Genomic DNA, 15,073 nt, shown 5'->3' with positions numbered 1-15,073 from the left:
CAGCTAACTTGACAATGCCCATAAAGCTATTCAATAGCTATATAGAGGAATCCGGAATGCAATCAAAATTACTGCTCTTATCCAAAGAGCTTGCTATCAATCTTAGATTATGGAGGAATAAAGTTTTGCAATCTTTCTGTTGTAGGTTCCTCCATCTTTAAGTTTTTGAGCTTCTCTATCTAATGTAAATTGATATGCTTTTCTTCCCATAATCTCTATGATTTCTCTGTTTTCATAAAATAAATTGATTTTTTCTGCGATTTCCTCACTATTAAATGGTTCAACAATAAATCCTACATCCTGGCTTTCTATTAGATCCCTAGCTCCTACGTTCTTTGTAATAATAACAGGTAGCGAATTTGCTAAAGCCTCCATAGCTGCCATACCGAAGCCTTCGTCAACGGAGGGCAGACAAAATACATCGCACCTCTGGTAAAACTCATTAATATTTTTGATATATGAAATTATTTCTAGGTTTTTAATTTTGTTGAGATAGTTAGAGACAATAGGGGAAGCTCTTAACTCTTTCTCAGAAGCTTTTAGAATAAGCCTAGAATTAGGCAAGTTTAACTGGTTCCATGCTTCCAATAGATAGACAAATCCTTTTCTCAACAGAGAACCACCTAGCATTCCAACTACAAATTCTTTTTTTTCAGGTTGCCAGTACTTTTGGGGCGGAAGAGTTACTTTTCTATCAAGTTCAACTAAACATAGTTTCTTCGAGGGGATCCCCCTTTCAATGAATGAGTTGTAGGTATATGAGGAGGGCACAACAATAAAGTCTGCCAATGTATACTCATCAATACTCCGTTGCACCCAAGATCTACTTCTTAGAGTACATCCAATTTTTAACTTCTCCGCCTCAATAGACAGAAGTTCTTCTTGAAATAAAACATGGGGACAAGAACGTTCCAATATAAACTTTCCGCCATTCTTCTTAACTTTCTCCGCTGAAATTAGAGAAAAACCAGCCCAGCCATATAAAACATCACAATTTCTCATTAATATAGATGCCATTTTATCGAAAAGGATAGTTTCTTGCTCAGATAGTTTGACAAGGTTAAATTTGGTAATTCTCTGAATGATAGAGGCAACGAGTGGTACAAATTTTATTTCGTATTGATTTGAATTTTTACCAAATTTATTTCTAGGGGCTGACGTATAAATAACGAAGTCCTCATGAATATTAAGCAATGCTTGAGCTAAAAATGAAGCATGGAATGAGCCACCAACAAGAATATTTGTCTTCATGATTTAGATCTAGAGTATTTAGATGGTAATTCTGAGGTTTTTGATAAATCAACTTAACATGGTTACAAATACAGCAATCCTTTATAGGATTGCTGTAACCCTACTTGTCAAGCTTTGCCAGTTAAAAAATCATAGTCTTGAGGCGATCGCGATAAGTATTTGCCCCCTGAGTAATCAGCTGATGGGCATTATGTGATAAACGCTGGCGTTCTGCATCATGGACTAGAAGCCATCGAGCTTTTTCGATCATTTCTGGAATGGTTGAAAAGTAGATAACGGCTTCGCCTTCTGCTCCAAAAATTTCTCGATGTTCCTGAGTATCTTCGGTTAACATACAGCCACCAACGGCGGGAACCTCAAAGGTACGCATACAGTGACCATCTCGATTGGCTCGGCGGACTAGGCAAAGCGCTATTTTGGCTTGACGAAGCACAGAGCGCAAGGTTTGAATATTGGCTTTACCCCGACTATTGAATCTGGTTTCGGAATATCGTTCCCAATAGCCACCATATAAATCTACACTCATTCCAGCCTGAATCAGGGCGTGCATATAAGGAACTCGGTTGCGATCGGCTCCTCCGGCAAATATCACATCGGGGATATTGCCATTTTTCTGGGTAGGGTCTGGCTCTGGGTAAAATAGCTCTGGATCATAACCAAAGGGTAAATATTCTACCCGGCTGCACCCCAATTTCAATAAATCATCTACGGTCGCACGGCGGGGAGAAAATACAATGTCGTAATGAGGCAGAGCTTGGAAAAACCAGGGTGCATAATGAGCCGCATTCCAGGGATCATCGGTTGAAAAGTTAATTCGTTGAATTCCCATCGCGCCAATTTGCTGCAAAGCTCTGTGGCTTACCGGTGCAATTCCTGTAGTCAGTAGCCATTTAGGGGAAGTGCAGAGACAGGTTTGGACAATTTCCTCACTGAAGTCTCTTAGTTTAGATGGATATTTGCCTCGCAATCGCCAATTGAGTTGTCTGAGCCAGTAAGGAGCTTCATAGGCAAGCTCACAGTTGAAGAAATGAGGAGATAGCTCAATCTCTTGAGCTGCTTGAAAAAAAGCATGTCCGACATGGGTTCCTCCGGGGATACCGGCAATCAGGATACTCACCTTTTGTTATCCTTCGACAATACAGTCCGAACATTGTTTTTTCTCTCCTCTACCGCTACGTGGCTGTAGGCGGCAGCGATGCCTTGAGCCGCTTGCTCAACGGTATAGTGGCTGACACGATCGTGGCATTGTTGCCGAGTTTCAGGACGATTTATTAAGCTGACAGATCGTTCAATGGCCTGGGCTAAACTTTGGGCGGAACCTGTTTCAAACACCTCCCCTGTTATACCAGGGCTCACTAAATCTGGGGCACAGCCAACTGCCTGAGAGACAATAGCAGGCAATCCATGATGTAGTCCTTCATTCACAACTAGCCCCCAGGTTTCAGAATATTGGCTGGGGAGGATGAGTAAATCGGCAGCGTGATAATAACGGCTGAGCTGGGTTTGATTTTGAAAACCCACAAAATGGGTCGTTACAGATGGTGCACTGGCAGCTTGGCTTTGCAGGTCTAATTTCAATTCTCCGTTTCCCATAAAGAGGACGGTAATTTGCTCACGGAGAGCTGAGGGAAGTTGCTTAATAGCCTGCAAAATTAGATCAGGCCGTTTTCGGGGACTGAGCTTTCCAGAAAAAATTAATACTATCTGAGTGTTGGCAATCCCCAGGCTCTGACGAGTCAGTTCACGAAACTCTATTCGAGCAGCTTCATCAAGCTGAAATGGAGATGTATCTACACAATAGGGGGATGAAATGAGCTGTTGCTCTGTACCACCCAATCTCTGATGGTGTTTTTTGGAATGCTGACCAATGTATAGCAATTTAGCACATCGTTGATAAGCCCAGTGCAGTGTCGTGTCTCGTAGCCAGATTTTAAGTGGGTTTCTTGCTAGAGCGTGATCTGTGGTTTCAGCTCGGAATAGGATTGGATAGTTTTGTTTCAGTGCTTGATAGAAAGCAGCTTGATAGAGGCGGTGCTGATATCCTGTAATTAGCACAACGTCTGGAGCTACTTCCTGTAAGGCTTTTCCTAATCCTTGAGATGAAATCGCCTCAAACGATCGCGCACCGCCTGTTTGAACTTGAGATAGAAATTTTGATGAATAGCCTGATACCAAATCAATATCCCAGGCAAATGCTGAATTAAATTCTTGATCTCTATACCCAGCTACACTATAATCTGAGCCGTAGATAACGGTTAGCGGGATACCAAATTGCTGTTGCAGCATTCGGTAAACTGGGGCACGATATTGAACCGGATGGGTCTCAATAATAGCTAACATAAAATCTACAAATAAAATCTACAAGAATGTTGATTAAGTATTCGTGGCATTATTCATTCTCTTGTAGGTAAAAGGCAAGGATAAGAACTTTAAAGTGTACCAACCCAAAAAAGCTGCGTAGTAAAGATTTCCTTTTAGAAAAGAACTTATCATTCTAAGACTCATGGCTTTAGCCCATTGAAGGCTAATATGAAGTGTTTTCAGCTGAGATATTTCTTGTGAGTAGTTACACAAATTGTTGTTTATAATGCTGTGATACTCTTTGATATCTTGACCGGACTTGAGATTTGACGTACTGGCTTGCTTTTCGTGAATGCGAATCTCAGTCAGGGCCTTTTCATAATATACAAAGATTTCTCTTCGAATTGTACGAAGCAACCAATCGTAATCACCGCAGTGTGGCAAATCTATTCTAAATGGATCAGATAAAAATAAGCTTCGATGTGTTAGAGAGCCACTGATTGTCCAGATACAGCCTCGTCTCAAAATGCTAAGCCAGGGAGATATACCAGGGTTAATAACTTCAATTCTTGATGTTTCTGAGCCTTTTCTTAACATCTGACCGTCGCGATCAATTAAATCTTCAGTAGCCCAAAATGCTTTTGACTCAGGATAATGCTTTACAATAGAGAACATTTCTTCTAAATATCCAGGTTTCAAGCGGTCATCCTGCATCAGGATAACAATCCATTCAGAGTTAATATGGGATACTGCTTTTACCAAACTTCCATACAAACCGCAATTGTTAGCATGATAGAGTTTCGAGATTCTAGAATCTCCTGAAAACTGCTCTATAATGTCTCTCGATCTGTCTGTACTGCAATCATCAATCAATAGTAACTTCCATTCGCTATAGGTTTGGTTAATAACGCTCTGGATGGCTTCACTCAGATAATCCTCCCCATTGTAAACGGGCATGACAATGGTGATATTTCTTTCCAATTTCATTTTATGTAGGGATGGCTTCTAATAGATAGACAATTGTGAAAAGTTCGGGTGCTGCTGTAATTGCTAAGTGACGTAGCCAGCCTACTGATTCTTTTAAGAGTTCAGACTTAAACAGAAAATTTTCGAAAGGAACCATTCCTTCAACTGGTTTTAACGAGGTTACTCTATAACCAGCTTCCTCCATTAGAGCTTTCCAAGTAGATGCTGTGTAGAAGTGAAGATGTGTTTTATCCATAATCCCACTATCCGCATAGTTCCATTGTCCAAACAACAAATTTTTACGGATCGCCCAATAAGCCACATTAGGATCAGTAGTTATAATTTTGCCGCCAGGGTTAACGCGTTGTTTCAACTGGATAAGCGTATTTACAGGTTTCGTTAAATGTTCAACAACATCCATGAGCAAAATTACATCAAACTTCTCATGAATAGAAAATAGGAGTAAGGGTTCTTCAATATCACCACAAATTACATTCACGCCTTCCTCGGTTGCCACTTGAGCAGCTTTAGGATTAGTTTCTATGTATCCGTACACAGGGTTAGCAAGGTAGTCAGGAGGATCGCTGTAGGTCGGGAAGCGGAAGTAAAGAAGGGGCAGGCAAGCCCCGACGCTTGGCATAGCAAGCATCGGTGAGATAATCGAGGACATGGCGATTTTGCCGCCGCAGCGTTGCTACAACCGTCATCATTCGTCCGACAAACAAACTGCCTGCCTCACTTTGGGAGCCATAGCTACAGCGTCGCCACAACACTGCTGGACGAATCGCCTGTTCTGCTGCATTATTGGTTGGCTCTACTCCAACGGTTGTGACGAATAACCATAAAGCAGGTTCTACTTTGAGTAACTGCTGACAGGTTCGCACCGTCTTTGCCAAAGGTGTCTTTTCTTTGGTTCCAATTGGGTAAGCCGCTCCTTCTTCCAACAGTGCTTTCACCCGTTGTCGAATGGGTGCTACGGCTTCTATCCATTGGGGGCGTGCTAAGGTTCCATCTCGCACCCGATGCCATAACTCAAATAATTTCTCTTGCTGTTGGAGAAGTTGCTCTCCCAAGGTCTGGCTCACCCCACCCCGTTCGGCAATTTTGGTGAAATCGCGTTTCAGATGCGCCCAACACAATTGTCGCCATTGCAAGTTTAACCAGTTGTAAGCACTGTAGCGGTCGCTGTTGACAATCCCAGCAAAATCAGTTCCTAAGATGCTTTGAGCGGTGGCTTGAGAGCGGCTTAACGCCACCTGGAAATAGCACACCAACGGGGTTACCATCACCCACAACCAGCCTCGCTTCCCCTTGCCATTGTTCCCATCGGCGTTACCCTGAGGCAAACTCGTTTCATCTATCCCAACAACGGGTTGCTGCTGCACATAGCGATGAACCGCTTCGACGGGTTGCTCAATCGCTTCACTCATCTGTTGCCGCAAGCGTCCGACACTGCCCACGGAGATGGGAATCTCAAACAATTCACTCAACAGCCGCACCACCATCCGGTGACTTTGACGATACTCTCCACTCAACAGTGCGACTAATGCACACAGCCTTTCCCCATAGCGACAACCATCCACAATCTCGCCATCATAGGCACGGCTGCTTACCCCACACTGGGGGCACTCCAACGCATGAAAGCGATGTTCCAAAACAATCGGTTGTAACGGTGGCAAATCTACGATCTGACACCGTTGCGGATTGGCATCTTTCCCTCTCAAGCGATGTCCACATTCGCAACACACCTCAGGGTAGTGATCCTCAATGCGCGTACATTGTTCCGGCGGGTAAAGTTCCTGCGAATGTCCCGGATGTCCCGGTTGTCCGCCTCGCGCTTTCCCACTTTTCTTTTCGGGGTAGCCTTGAATCCCTTCGGAGGGTCTTGCGAAGGCGGTTGCGAGGAGTTTTTGGAATTGCGCTGAATTTGCTCTTGTAACGCTTGCTGGCCTGCCTCTAATGCCTCAATACGCTCCAATAGACGCTGCACCAACTGCTTGACACTCTCCGGTGTGTTGGCCCAGTCCTCTGCTGAAATTTCGCTTAAAAAGGCATTCGGGGATTCCATGCGTTTTAGCCTAGCAGACTTACCCTCACATCGCTCACTCTTTCTGCTTTACCCTGTGTACGGATACGTTTCTATACCTACTACTTGATAGCCTTGGCTGAGTAAATAACGGCTAAAGTATCCAGTATGACAGCCAATTTCTAATATGCGGCTTCCAGGTGACAATTTCTCAGCAACTTTGGCATATTTGCCTTCTAAACCATTAGAAAAGCTTCGGTGATATACAAGAGACATTACTGTACCTCTGATAGCCTTTTTAATACAGGGGAAAACTGAATTTCATAATTCCATTCATTTAAAATCCGCCTTCTCCCCCGATCGCCCATCTCTCTCATCTCAACCGGATGCTCTAAATACCAGCGCAATACTTCAGCAATGCTGTCAGGATCATCAGGATTGCAAGCCAATCCATATCCCGGTTTAACATACAGATCCTGCCAATCAGGAAGGTTGGAAACAACAAGCGGCAAACCACAGGACAGGTAGTCAAAAGGCTTATTCGATGCGCCTGTCATCCAGGATAAATTAACATCTTGGGTAGTTATCGGCATGAAGGCAAGACCAACATCGCTCTGCTGACACCACTTCAAAAGCTCCTTCCTGGGCATCGCACCCAAAAATTCAATTCGTTGACTCAGCCCTAACTTAGCTGCAACATTGCTTAGAGTTTGTACATAGGTAGCATGCCCTGTAGTTTCATAACCAATCACTCTTAACTTCACCGTGTCTGGTAAGGTAGCTAGCGCTTGAAGCACAGCCAGAGGAAGCCGATCGGGTACAATTGACCCGTGATAGAGAACCCAAAGAGTCTGATGATTCCAGGGCGATCGCTGAGAGACAACCTCTTCTTGAGCAGGGCAATTCCAAACGCAAAGCGAGTGCTTGCGAGCAGTAACAGCTTTATCAAAATGATCTGCTCTTTGCTGATTCGGGAAAATACAATGATTTGCTCTTTGAGCTAGCTGCCTACGAGTCGTAAGACAGAATCTTAGAAAAGCACTTTCAGGAGTGGCATTGGGTGAATCGTGCTCATGATAGAGCACTTTAACACCAGGTAGGAAGCTCAAAACAAGGGCGATCGGGCAAGCGAAAAGATCAGAGGCGTATATCCAGTTTGGTTTCCATCGTAATGTCCAGACTAAAATCCAAAGACAGTACTGGATGTAGTGTAGTTTTTGCCGCCATCCTGGAAGACAAAAGGGCATTTGCCAGACAGTAATTTTTGGACGTGGAGGAAAGCTTAAAATATTGACTCCTAATGCATCCGTGCCCAGAAATAATACCTGCCAACCTTCTTGTGCTAGGATGCGAGAGCTGTGCTCTAAAGGTGGGTATGCTGCTGGATTAGTGTATTGAATGTACAAAATCCGTCTCATACTTGCTTTCCGCACATATCTTTTATGAAATTAGTCGTATCTTTTAGAGTCATATCAAGACTATTCTGCTAGTTTTCTTGCAAATACTGTCAAATCTGCCCCTAGAAAAGATGGGCGTAGCTGGCGCAGTCCAACTAGTTTGCCTGAGCACTGCACTTTTTGCCTGTGCAGACCATACTGCTTCAGCAAACTATCTAGGGAGGCAAGAGTAAAGTAATGCAGATGTTGACCATCCCATTCTGTTTGATTGTCGCTTTTCGTAGTATCAGATGTACATGGCAGTTTGCCCTTCAGCAAATCTATTCTGTGCTTTAAATAAGCAATATTAGGAACTTGAATGGCTACGACTCCGCCTTTCTTTAAGACCCGGGCAATTTCTCGAACGGCATGATGCACATCAAAGACATGTTCTAGCACCATTAACATGGTTACAACATCGAAACTTGAATTATCAAATGGTAAATTAGCGTAATCTAGATTGAGTTGCTGGCAACAAATTCCATATTCATGTCTCAACAATTTCCAAGCAACCGAAAAATCAACAATATCGACTCCATAGACGCGAGTAGATGCTCTACTAAGGGGAATCAAAAAATCTCCAGCACTACAACCAATATCTAAAACAGCGTCAAAGGGCGCAAATTCAGCGAGTGCAGCCAAAACACTTTCTTGAGCATCTGCTTGCCAAAAACTATTCTTGAATTCAGAAAGGTTCTGCTTTTCTACAAAATTTGCTTTAGGAACCCATGTCTTCCAGGCTGTGCTATCAGAGATACTGTAGTGCTGATTGTAATATGATTGTTGAGTGGATTTGCTCATAAATAGCCTTTTAGAGAAGTTGAAGAATTAGCTGAATCCAATGTTTTCGCATTCCTGATAGAAGAGTAAATGAGTAGCATCTGAGTGGCGATGGCATGCATACTCAAAGGTGAATTAATGCCTATTTGCAATTGTGCTAATTGAACCTTTTGGCTTAGCTTATTAAGTTCTTGATACCAAGCTGCAACTGATTCAGGTTCTACCAAAATACCATTTATCTTATGCTGAACTAATTCTGCAATACCCCCTAAATTGGAACCAATCACCGGTATTCCAGCCGCAAACGCTTCCAGAATCACCATTGGTCCCGTTTCTAACCATTGAGAAGGCACCGCTAGAAGATCGTATTCTGCTAAGGTTGAAATCACCTGCTCAGAGGGTAAGGGAGATTTGAATGTAATGCGAGGGTCGTCATTGACCAGTGCCAGCAATTCGTTTTGATAAGCGTTTCCTCCTTGAGAAACACCATAAATATCTAGACTGACGGCTAATTGAGGATCAGACCGGATAGCCTGAATCAGAATATGAATGCCTTTAGTTGGATCAAGACGGCCTAAGAAAACAAGTTTCAGGTTTGTGTCTGGCTGCTTTGGGGTTAAGTTGAGAGCTTGGGGTGATGAATCATGGCATAGTCCCTGGCGAATAACGGTGATTTTCTCTGGAGGAACCTGGTTACGAACTAAAACATCTTTCACCCAGTTGCACACCGCTACAATGTGATTGACTGTTTCCATCAGGGTATGAAAAGTCGTTTGGCGATCGCTCATTAACTCGGTCATTTGGGCGGCTGTCCAAATTCCTCCCTGAAGATTGAGGGCTCCCAAGGTTTGCCCGACCCAGAGCGGCAAGCTACCCATCACGTTAGCAGCAATAGGCTTCATGCCAAGCCCCTGCAAAGTACAGCGAGCGCAGGTGTTTACATTTATCTTGCCATCACAAACTTGGGTTCCCCATTGCAATAATGTCCCTCGTTGGCAGCTCACGGTTGGGGTGTGATAGGTAAACACGACAGGGATGTGCCGTTGTTTGGCAGCTTGCACTAAACGGAGGGAAACAGCGCGGGTAAAGGCATGAAGATGAACGATATCGGGCTGCTCCTGCTCCAGGATGCGATCGAACTCCAAAGCGGCTAACTCGTCGCCCAACCCGTAAAGTTCTCGTATATTGGTCGTCTGGCTAGTTGCAAACCGTTGAACGGGCAGTTGATTGTAGTGGTAGGTTTGATTGGTTTCTGCAGGTGCTGCAATGAGAACTTCAATGCCTTGTTCTTGCAAATGGCGAGATAGGGCTTTAACATAAACTTCGGTGCCACCAACCGGATCGGGGTAAAAACCGAAGGGAACCTGGATAACTTTCACGTTAGGGAGAGGCGAGCGTAGGTGGTAAAGTTAGGCTCTGAACAATTTTTTGAAGCGACGATAATTAAGAGCGATCGCTTCTGCCCTTTCATAGCCAAACCATTTTGAAAGCTGGCGTAAGGATGCTGGGCCGGAAGGGAGATAGTTTGGATTCAAGCTGTGAATCCTATCGAGCACTTCGTAGAATTTGAGGCGATCGTGCTCGAAGAAGTACCGGGTAACATAACCATAAACATTCTCAAGAGCTGCTTGCTGCTCTTGAGATAACTTGCCCTGTCTATGCCATTTCTCTTCCACTTCAATAGCATTCTGAAGGCAATCTTGCATGAAAGTCTGATGATTACGACGCGATAAACTGCCCCGGTGAACTCGATAACTAGCTCCAACTTTAGAGACATGGACAAACCTGGCTCCTACGAAGGCTGCATCCATTAGAAACCGTGCATCCTGAATGACTGGCAATGAGCCACTCCAACCACCAATAGCATCAACAATTTCCCGGCGATATAAAATAGCTGCGGGAGGAGCCCAAAAATTTGTAAATAAAGCGATCTGAGGATCAACATGAAAGTCCTCAATCTTCCGGGAAATAATTTTACCAGGGCAGAAGTCACCTGCCTCATTTTCTTCTAAATACTGCCAATTCGAGTAGGCAACATCTGCTAAGCCAGTTTCAAGTGCAAGAAAACGTTTCTCTAAAGCATCAGGATGCAGCACATCATCGGCATCAAGATACTGAATATATTGACCAGATGCAAGTTGGGTTCCTTGATTTCGAGCACTACTTGCTCCCTGATTAAGACCAAATTTTGCCCTCACCTGAGAGCCAAAAGATTGAATAATTTTTGCCGTATTATCCGTAGACCCATCATCAATTAAAATGACTTCGTAATCCCTAAATGTTTGAACGAAGATACTTTCAAGCGTTTCTCTTAAAAAAGACTCAGCATTGTAACAGGGAATAATAATGGAGATTTTTGGATGAGATTCAAGATATTCCGACTTTTCTGACATAACTTCAATTATGAACTTTTTCTTTGTCTCTTTTGTATAGAACTTCAACGTTCTAGGGGAAGATGAAGTATTACTTATGATAATAGTCGGCTAAGTTCCTTGATTGCGAGCTTTTTGCCCCTTTGGGAGGCTTCGTAGAAGCGAGATTCTCTAAAGCCATACCGTAAACCTATGTAAAAAGAATAGATTTTTGAAGATCTCCAATTAAGCCTGGGTATTTTTCTCTCTCGTAAAAACTCCAGCATAATAATTGAGTAATCTACTCGCTCGACTAATTGTAATAAATAGTTTTCTTGAAGACGTTCTGGTGGTATTAAGTGGGTTAGTTTTAGGGAAGCGAATTTGCCTACACCCAAACCTACATCACAGGCTGTAAATGCTAAATCGTAATCTCCACAAGAGCTTAAATCCTTACCTTTACGATCCAAACTGCTGCGTTGAGAATCTTGCAAAACAAGCTCAGCATATTTTCTGGCAACAGCTCGACGAACACAAAGTCCAGCTCCGCAAGGTGTGGTTCGGTATTCATGAACTAAATTTGACCACTTGTTTTCATCAAAAATTCTGCAAGCTAGATAGCCGAGAATCTCTTGGTTAGTCTTCAGCCAATCTGGTGGGCTTGCTTCAAATTCAGGGATAATCTGTCCACCCCACGCCCCAAGCATCGAAAATTCTTTGCTGATTTCTAAAGTGATTTCTAGGTAGCCTGTTTTTAAAACATTGTCGTCATCAACAAAAACTAAAAGATCACTGCGTGCTTCCTCAATTCCTCTTAAACGAGCCGGTGTTAAACCCAATTTTTCTTCGCGCACGTAACGGGCTAGGGGATGCCAACCCAAATTAATGATGGAGGAAAGGGGTTGATGACTGGCATTATCAATGAGTATCAGTTCCCACACACTTTTAGATAACGTCTGTTCGGCTAATGCCTGTAGGACTCTGGCAATATAATCTTCTCGTGGATTATGAGTGCAAATAAGTACACTCATGACTGGCTTGAATTTAGATTCTTCTACATTCATAGAAATAATATTTTTGTCTATTTTATTAATGTTCCTTCAAAGTTTATTATTCTAAAAACTTACTTAACTTATTTTACTGGCTTTTTAGCTAATACCTGAAATGCAGTTGCAATTTTAGGTGATTGCAAAGTTGAGTTTTTTGCTAAAAGAGCCAGGGAAGGCAGTAAAGCAAATTTCAGTATTTTATATATAATTGTTTGCTTTATATTCAGCCACTCATATACTATCCAATACAGAGTGTGATAAATACTGAAAATCGGTTTTACCTCAATTACTTCAAACCCATGACGAGACATTAGTTCGCTTAATCCATCTTGAGTATATCTCTGATAGTCGGTAGGTACTTTGTGTTCGGGTTGGAGAAATGGAACGGACGCAATGAGATGCCCACCGGGTTTGCAGACTCTAAAAAATTCAGGAATAATTTCTTCTGGGTTGATAACGTGTTCAAGAACTGCAATACATAGAATGCAATCAAAAAAATTGTCAGGCTTAGGGATCTGATGGATAGGAGAGTAAATATCAATATGAGTTCGGGTATCTCCTTCCCAACTTATATCTTGATTGATCAATGTGCCATCGATTAGGTGGGTTATATTTCTCCATCCTGCACCAGCATTTAAAATTATACCGTTCAAAAGTCCCTTTTCCCTAAACTCTTTTAGTTCATAATCTATCGATGGCCAAATTACCGATTCTGAGGTTAGGTTTTTAAGAGATGAAAGAAATGACATAAGGAAATTAATACCTTAATCCAAGAGATTTTCTTCTTTGAATTGCACGTATGTAGCTGTCTTCTTGTAGCTGACCAATTCGCTCAGCGCTATATTCTGCCAACACGCGGGCGCGGGCGCTTTTCCCAAGATGCATGCGCAGTGTTGGATATTTTAATAGTTCAATGATGGACTCGGCAATCGCCTGCGGAGCTTGAGGAGGAACCAATCGGCCTACTTCACCCTGGGCAAGCAACTCAGCCATGCCACCAGCGTTACTAGCTACTACCCCACGCGCTGCTGCCATTGCCTCTGTACAAACTAGCCCAAAAGGCTCCCACAAGCTTGGGAAGACGCAAATATCTGTCTCAGTAAATATTTCAGGAAGTTTGTCCGAAGCGATGTGGCCAGTGAATTCAACGGAGTTTAGGTAGGGCTTGAGCATTTGCTCCAAGTATTGTTGCATATTCAGTTGTGGTCGGGGTGAATTCCAGGAGCGGCCAACAAAACGAAATTTAGCCTGCGGGTATACTTTTAATATTTGTGGAATGGCTCTTGCTAAATCAATAACCCCTTTTCTAACCTCCAATCTACCGACGAATGTCACAACCTGGGTACAGGTATCAACCGGAATTTTGAGTAATGCCTCTGATGGAATACATGGATTTGCAATCTGTGATACCTTCTCAGGATCTAAACCCCAAGGCACAATTACTTTTTCAGCCATTGCGCTTGAAGGCACAACCAGTTCATCTGCATCCAGGGCATGAATCCGCTCAATATCTTCGTTTAGATTGTACTGCCAGTGCCGTATTGGCTTTTGCCCTCTCCGCAAGGCACCAAGATATACTCGCAGCTTCTGCAGAAACGATGGTTCAGCGTTATTCAACTCATCAATTAAGAACCGGGGGCTATGAAATCTGATGGCAAGTGGAATATCAGGGCATAAACGAACAGCTTCCATCGCATCAGCGCAGTAATCTGGACCTTCAACAACATCAAACTTCACAGTCTGATGTCGTTCTGCAAAAATTGGCCCAATCAGTTTTGGAAAAGCTTCGCGACTTTTTTCCTGAGCCCGATGAATAATGATCCCATCCTGAGTTTGAGTTCCATCCTGGTAGGGGCTGCTAGTGAACACTTCTACATGATGTCCTCTCTGGCGGAGCAGTCTAGAAGATTGATCCACATAAGTGGCTATGCCACCATAGGCTGTGTCTGGAGGGAACTCGTAACTGATGAACGCAATTTTCATGCCTGACTTACCAAGTTGAGATTTCCTGATAGGCTAAGGTAAAACCATCTTGACGAGCTTTTTCAAATCGTCGTTGTCTGGAATTCATGCGCCAATATGCATACTTTTGATAGAGCCTTGCACTATAGCAGGGTAGTGTTGGAGCCTCTCCACGCAATGCCCGTAAAACTGTGAAAGAATACGCGGTACTTTTAACAAGTTTCAGCAGGTAATCTTCCTGAAGTCTGAACGCTGGAATGAGATGGGTTAAACCGAGTTCTGTAAACTGACCTGTACCCAAACCCAAGTCGCAGGCAGTAAGAGCCAGATCTAGATCTCCACAGGAGGTTAATCGCTGTCCTTTCCGATCTAAGGTGCTTCGTTTAGGATCTTTTAGAATTAAATCTGCATATTTCTCAGCTACGACTTTACGAACGCAAAGACCAGCACCAACAGGAATTGCTCCATTTTGAAGAATTGAGGTCAGGTTTGACCATTTATTCCTGCCAAACTCTCGGATAGCTAGCATATCCAGATATTCTTCTGTCCAGGCTGGTGGAGGTATTTCAAATTTAGGACGAAGCTGTCCACCCCAAGCTCCTATAATTGGCCAATTCTTAGCAATTTTAAAAACAATTTCTAAATAATCGGGATCAAGAACATTATCATCGTCTACAAAGACCAAGATATCTGATTGCGCTTCTTTGATTCCTCTTAATCGGGCATGCGTTAGTCCTAATTGCTCTTCTCGAATATGACGAGCATAGGGATGCCAGTTTAAATCAATCTCTGAGGCCAAAACTTTATCGCTGGCATTGTCAACTAGTAGAAGTTCCCACCGTTCATCAGTTAATGTTTGGAATTCAAGTGCTTTGAGAACCCTTTCGTAGTAATGAACTCTGGGATTGTGAGAACAAATGATAACACTCAAGTAAGGTTGCATAAACATTA

At 43.1% G+C, this 15,073-nt stretch carries 14 protein-coding genes and 1 pseudogene; all 15 read right to left on the bottom strand.

Annotated features, from left to right (window positions below; all coding sequences use genetic code 11):
- Positions 1-102 precede the first annotated feature (102 nt).
- The 15 genes and pseudogenes from ACM1PF_RS03275 to ACM1PF_RS03205 all read right to left on the bottom strand — a co-directional run bounded on the left by ACM1PF_RS03275 (position 103) and on the right by ACM1PF_RS03205 (position 15,071).
- Entirely contained in the window at positions 103-1,251 is a 1,149-nt protein-coding gene (locus ACM1PF_RS03275; protein ID WP_416672282.1) for a glycosyltransferase family 4 protein, read from the bottom strand.
- A gap of 121 nt (positions 1,252-1,372) precedes the next feature.
- Complete coding sequence (locus tag ACM1PF_RS03270; RefSeq protein ID WP_416672280.1) at positions 1,373-2,368, bottom strand: CgeB family protein; 996 nt, start codon at positions 2,366-2,368, stop codon at positions 1,373-1,375.
- A complete protein-coding gene (locus ACM1PF_RS03265) occupies positions 2,365-3,591 on the bottom strand; it encodes a glycosyltransferase family 4 protein (protein WP_416672278.1) in 1,227 nt (408 codons plus the stop codon). Before ACM1PF_RS03265 ends, ACM1PF_RS03270 begins: the two co-directional genes overlap by 4 nt.
- Before the next feature lie 33 nt (positions 3,592-3,624).
- The gene (locus tag ACM1PF_RS03260) at positions 3,625-4,509 is read right to left on the bottom strand and encodes a glycosyltransferase (RefSeq protein ID WP_416672276.1); all 885 of its coding nucleotides are present in this window, start codon (positions 4,507-4,509) and stop codon (positions 3,625-3,627) included.
- Positions 4,510-4,540: 31 nt separating this feature from the next.
- On the bottom strand, positions 4,541-5,074 hold the full coding sequence (locus ACM1PF_RS03255; protein WP_416672275.1) for a methyltransferase domain-containing protein: 534 nt from the start codon (positions 5,072-5,074) through the stop codon (positions 4,541-4,543).
- Between the two features lie 16 nt (positions 5,075-5,090).
- A pseudogene (tnpC, locus tag ACM1PF_RS03250) lies at positions 5,091-6,586 on the bottom strand (IS66 family transposase).
- Positions 6,587-6,634: 48 nt separating this feature from the next.
- Positions 6,635-6,820 (bottom strand): class I SAM-dependent methyltransferase, encoded by a 186-nt coding sequence (locus tag ACM1PF_RS03245; protein WP_416672274.1) that lies wholly within the window; start codon positions 6,818-6,820, stop codon positions 6,635-6,637.
- On the bottom strand, positions 6,820-7,950 hold the full coding sequence (locus ACM1PF_RS03240; protein ID WP_416672272.1) for a glycosyltransferase: 1,131 nt from the start codon (positions 7,948-7,950) through the stop codon (positions 6,820-6,822). Before ACM1PF_RS03240 ends, ACM1PF_RS03245 begins: the two co-directional genes overlap by 1 nt.
- Before the next feature lie 72 nt (positions 7,951-8,022).
- Positions 8,023-8,781, bottom strand: a complete 759-nt coding sequence (locus ACM1PF_RS03235; RefSeq protein ID WP_416672271.1) for a class I SAM-dependent methyltransferase — start codon at positions 8,779-8,781, stop codon at positions 8,023-8,025.
- Positions 8,778-10,139: a glycosyltransferase gene (locus ACM1PF_RS03230; protein WP_416672270.1), complete on the bottom strand. Its 1,362-nt coding sequence runs from the start codon at positions 10,137-10,139 to the stop codon at positions 8,778-8,780. Before ACM1PF_RS03230 ends, ACM1PF_RS03235 begins: the two co-directional genes overlap by 4 nt.
- A gap of 30 nt (positions 10,140-10,169) precedes the next feature.
- Complete coding sequence (locus ACM1PF_RS03225; RefSeq protein WP_416672268.1) at positions 10,170-11,201, bottom strand: glycosyltransferase family 2 protein; 1,032 nt, start codon at positions 11,199-11,201, stop codon at positions 10,170-10,172.
- A gap of 26 nt (positions 11,202-11,227) precedes the next feature.
- The gene (locus ACM1PF_RS03220; RefSeq protein ID WP_416672266.1) at positions 11,228-12,175 is read right to left on the bottom strand and encodes a glycosyltransferase; all 948 of its coding nucleotides are present in this window, start codon (positions 12,173-12,175) and stop codon (positions 11,228-11,230) included.
- A gap of 68 nt (positions 12,176-12,243) precedes the next feature.
- On the bottom strand, positions 12,244-12,909 hold the full coding sequence (locus tag ACM1PF_RS03215) for a class I SAM-dependent methyltransferase (protein ID WP_416672264.1): 666 nt from the start codon (positions 12,907-12,909) through the stop codon (positions 12,244-12,246).
- Positions 12,910-12,916: 7 nt separating this feature from the next.
- Positions 12,917-14,143 (bottom strand): glycosyltransferase family 4 protein, encoded by a 1,227-nt coding sequence (locus ACM1PF_RS03210; protein ID WP_416672262.1) that lies wholly within the window; start codon positions 14,141-14,143, stop codon positions 12,917-12,919.
- Between the two features lie 7 nt (positions 14,144-14,150).
- On the bottom strand, positions 14,151-15,071 hold the full coding sequence (locus tag ACM1PF_RS03205; protein WP_416672261.1) for a glycosyltransferase: 921 nt from the start codon (positions 15,069-15,071) through the stop codon (positions 14,151-14,153).
- Between the last annotated feature and the right edge of the window lie 2 nt (positions 15,072-15,073).

The sequence above is a fragment of the Egbenema bharatensis FJBBOT/2019 genome, assembly GCF_048077055.1.
GTDB lineage: Bacteria > Cyanobacteriota > Cyanobacteriia > Elainellales > Elainellaceae > Egbenema > Egbenema bharatensis.
Note: the sequence above shows the minus strand (reverse complement) of the source record. Positions and strands in the feature narration are given on the sequence as shown.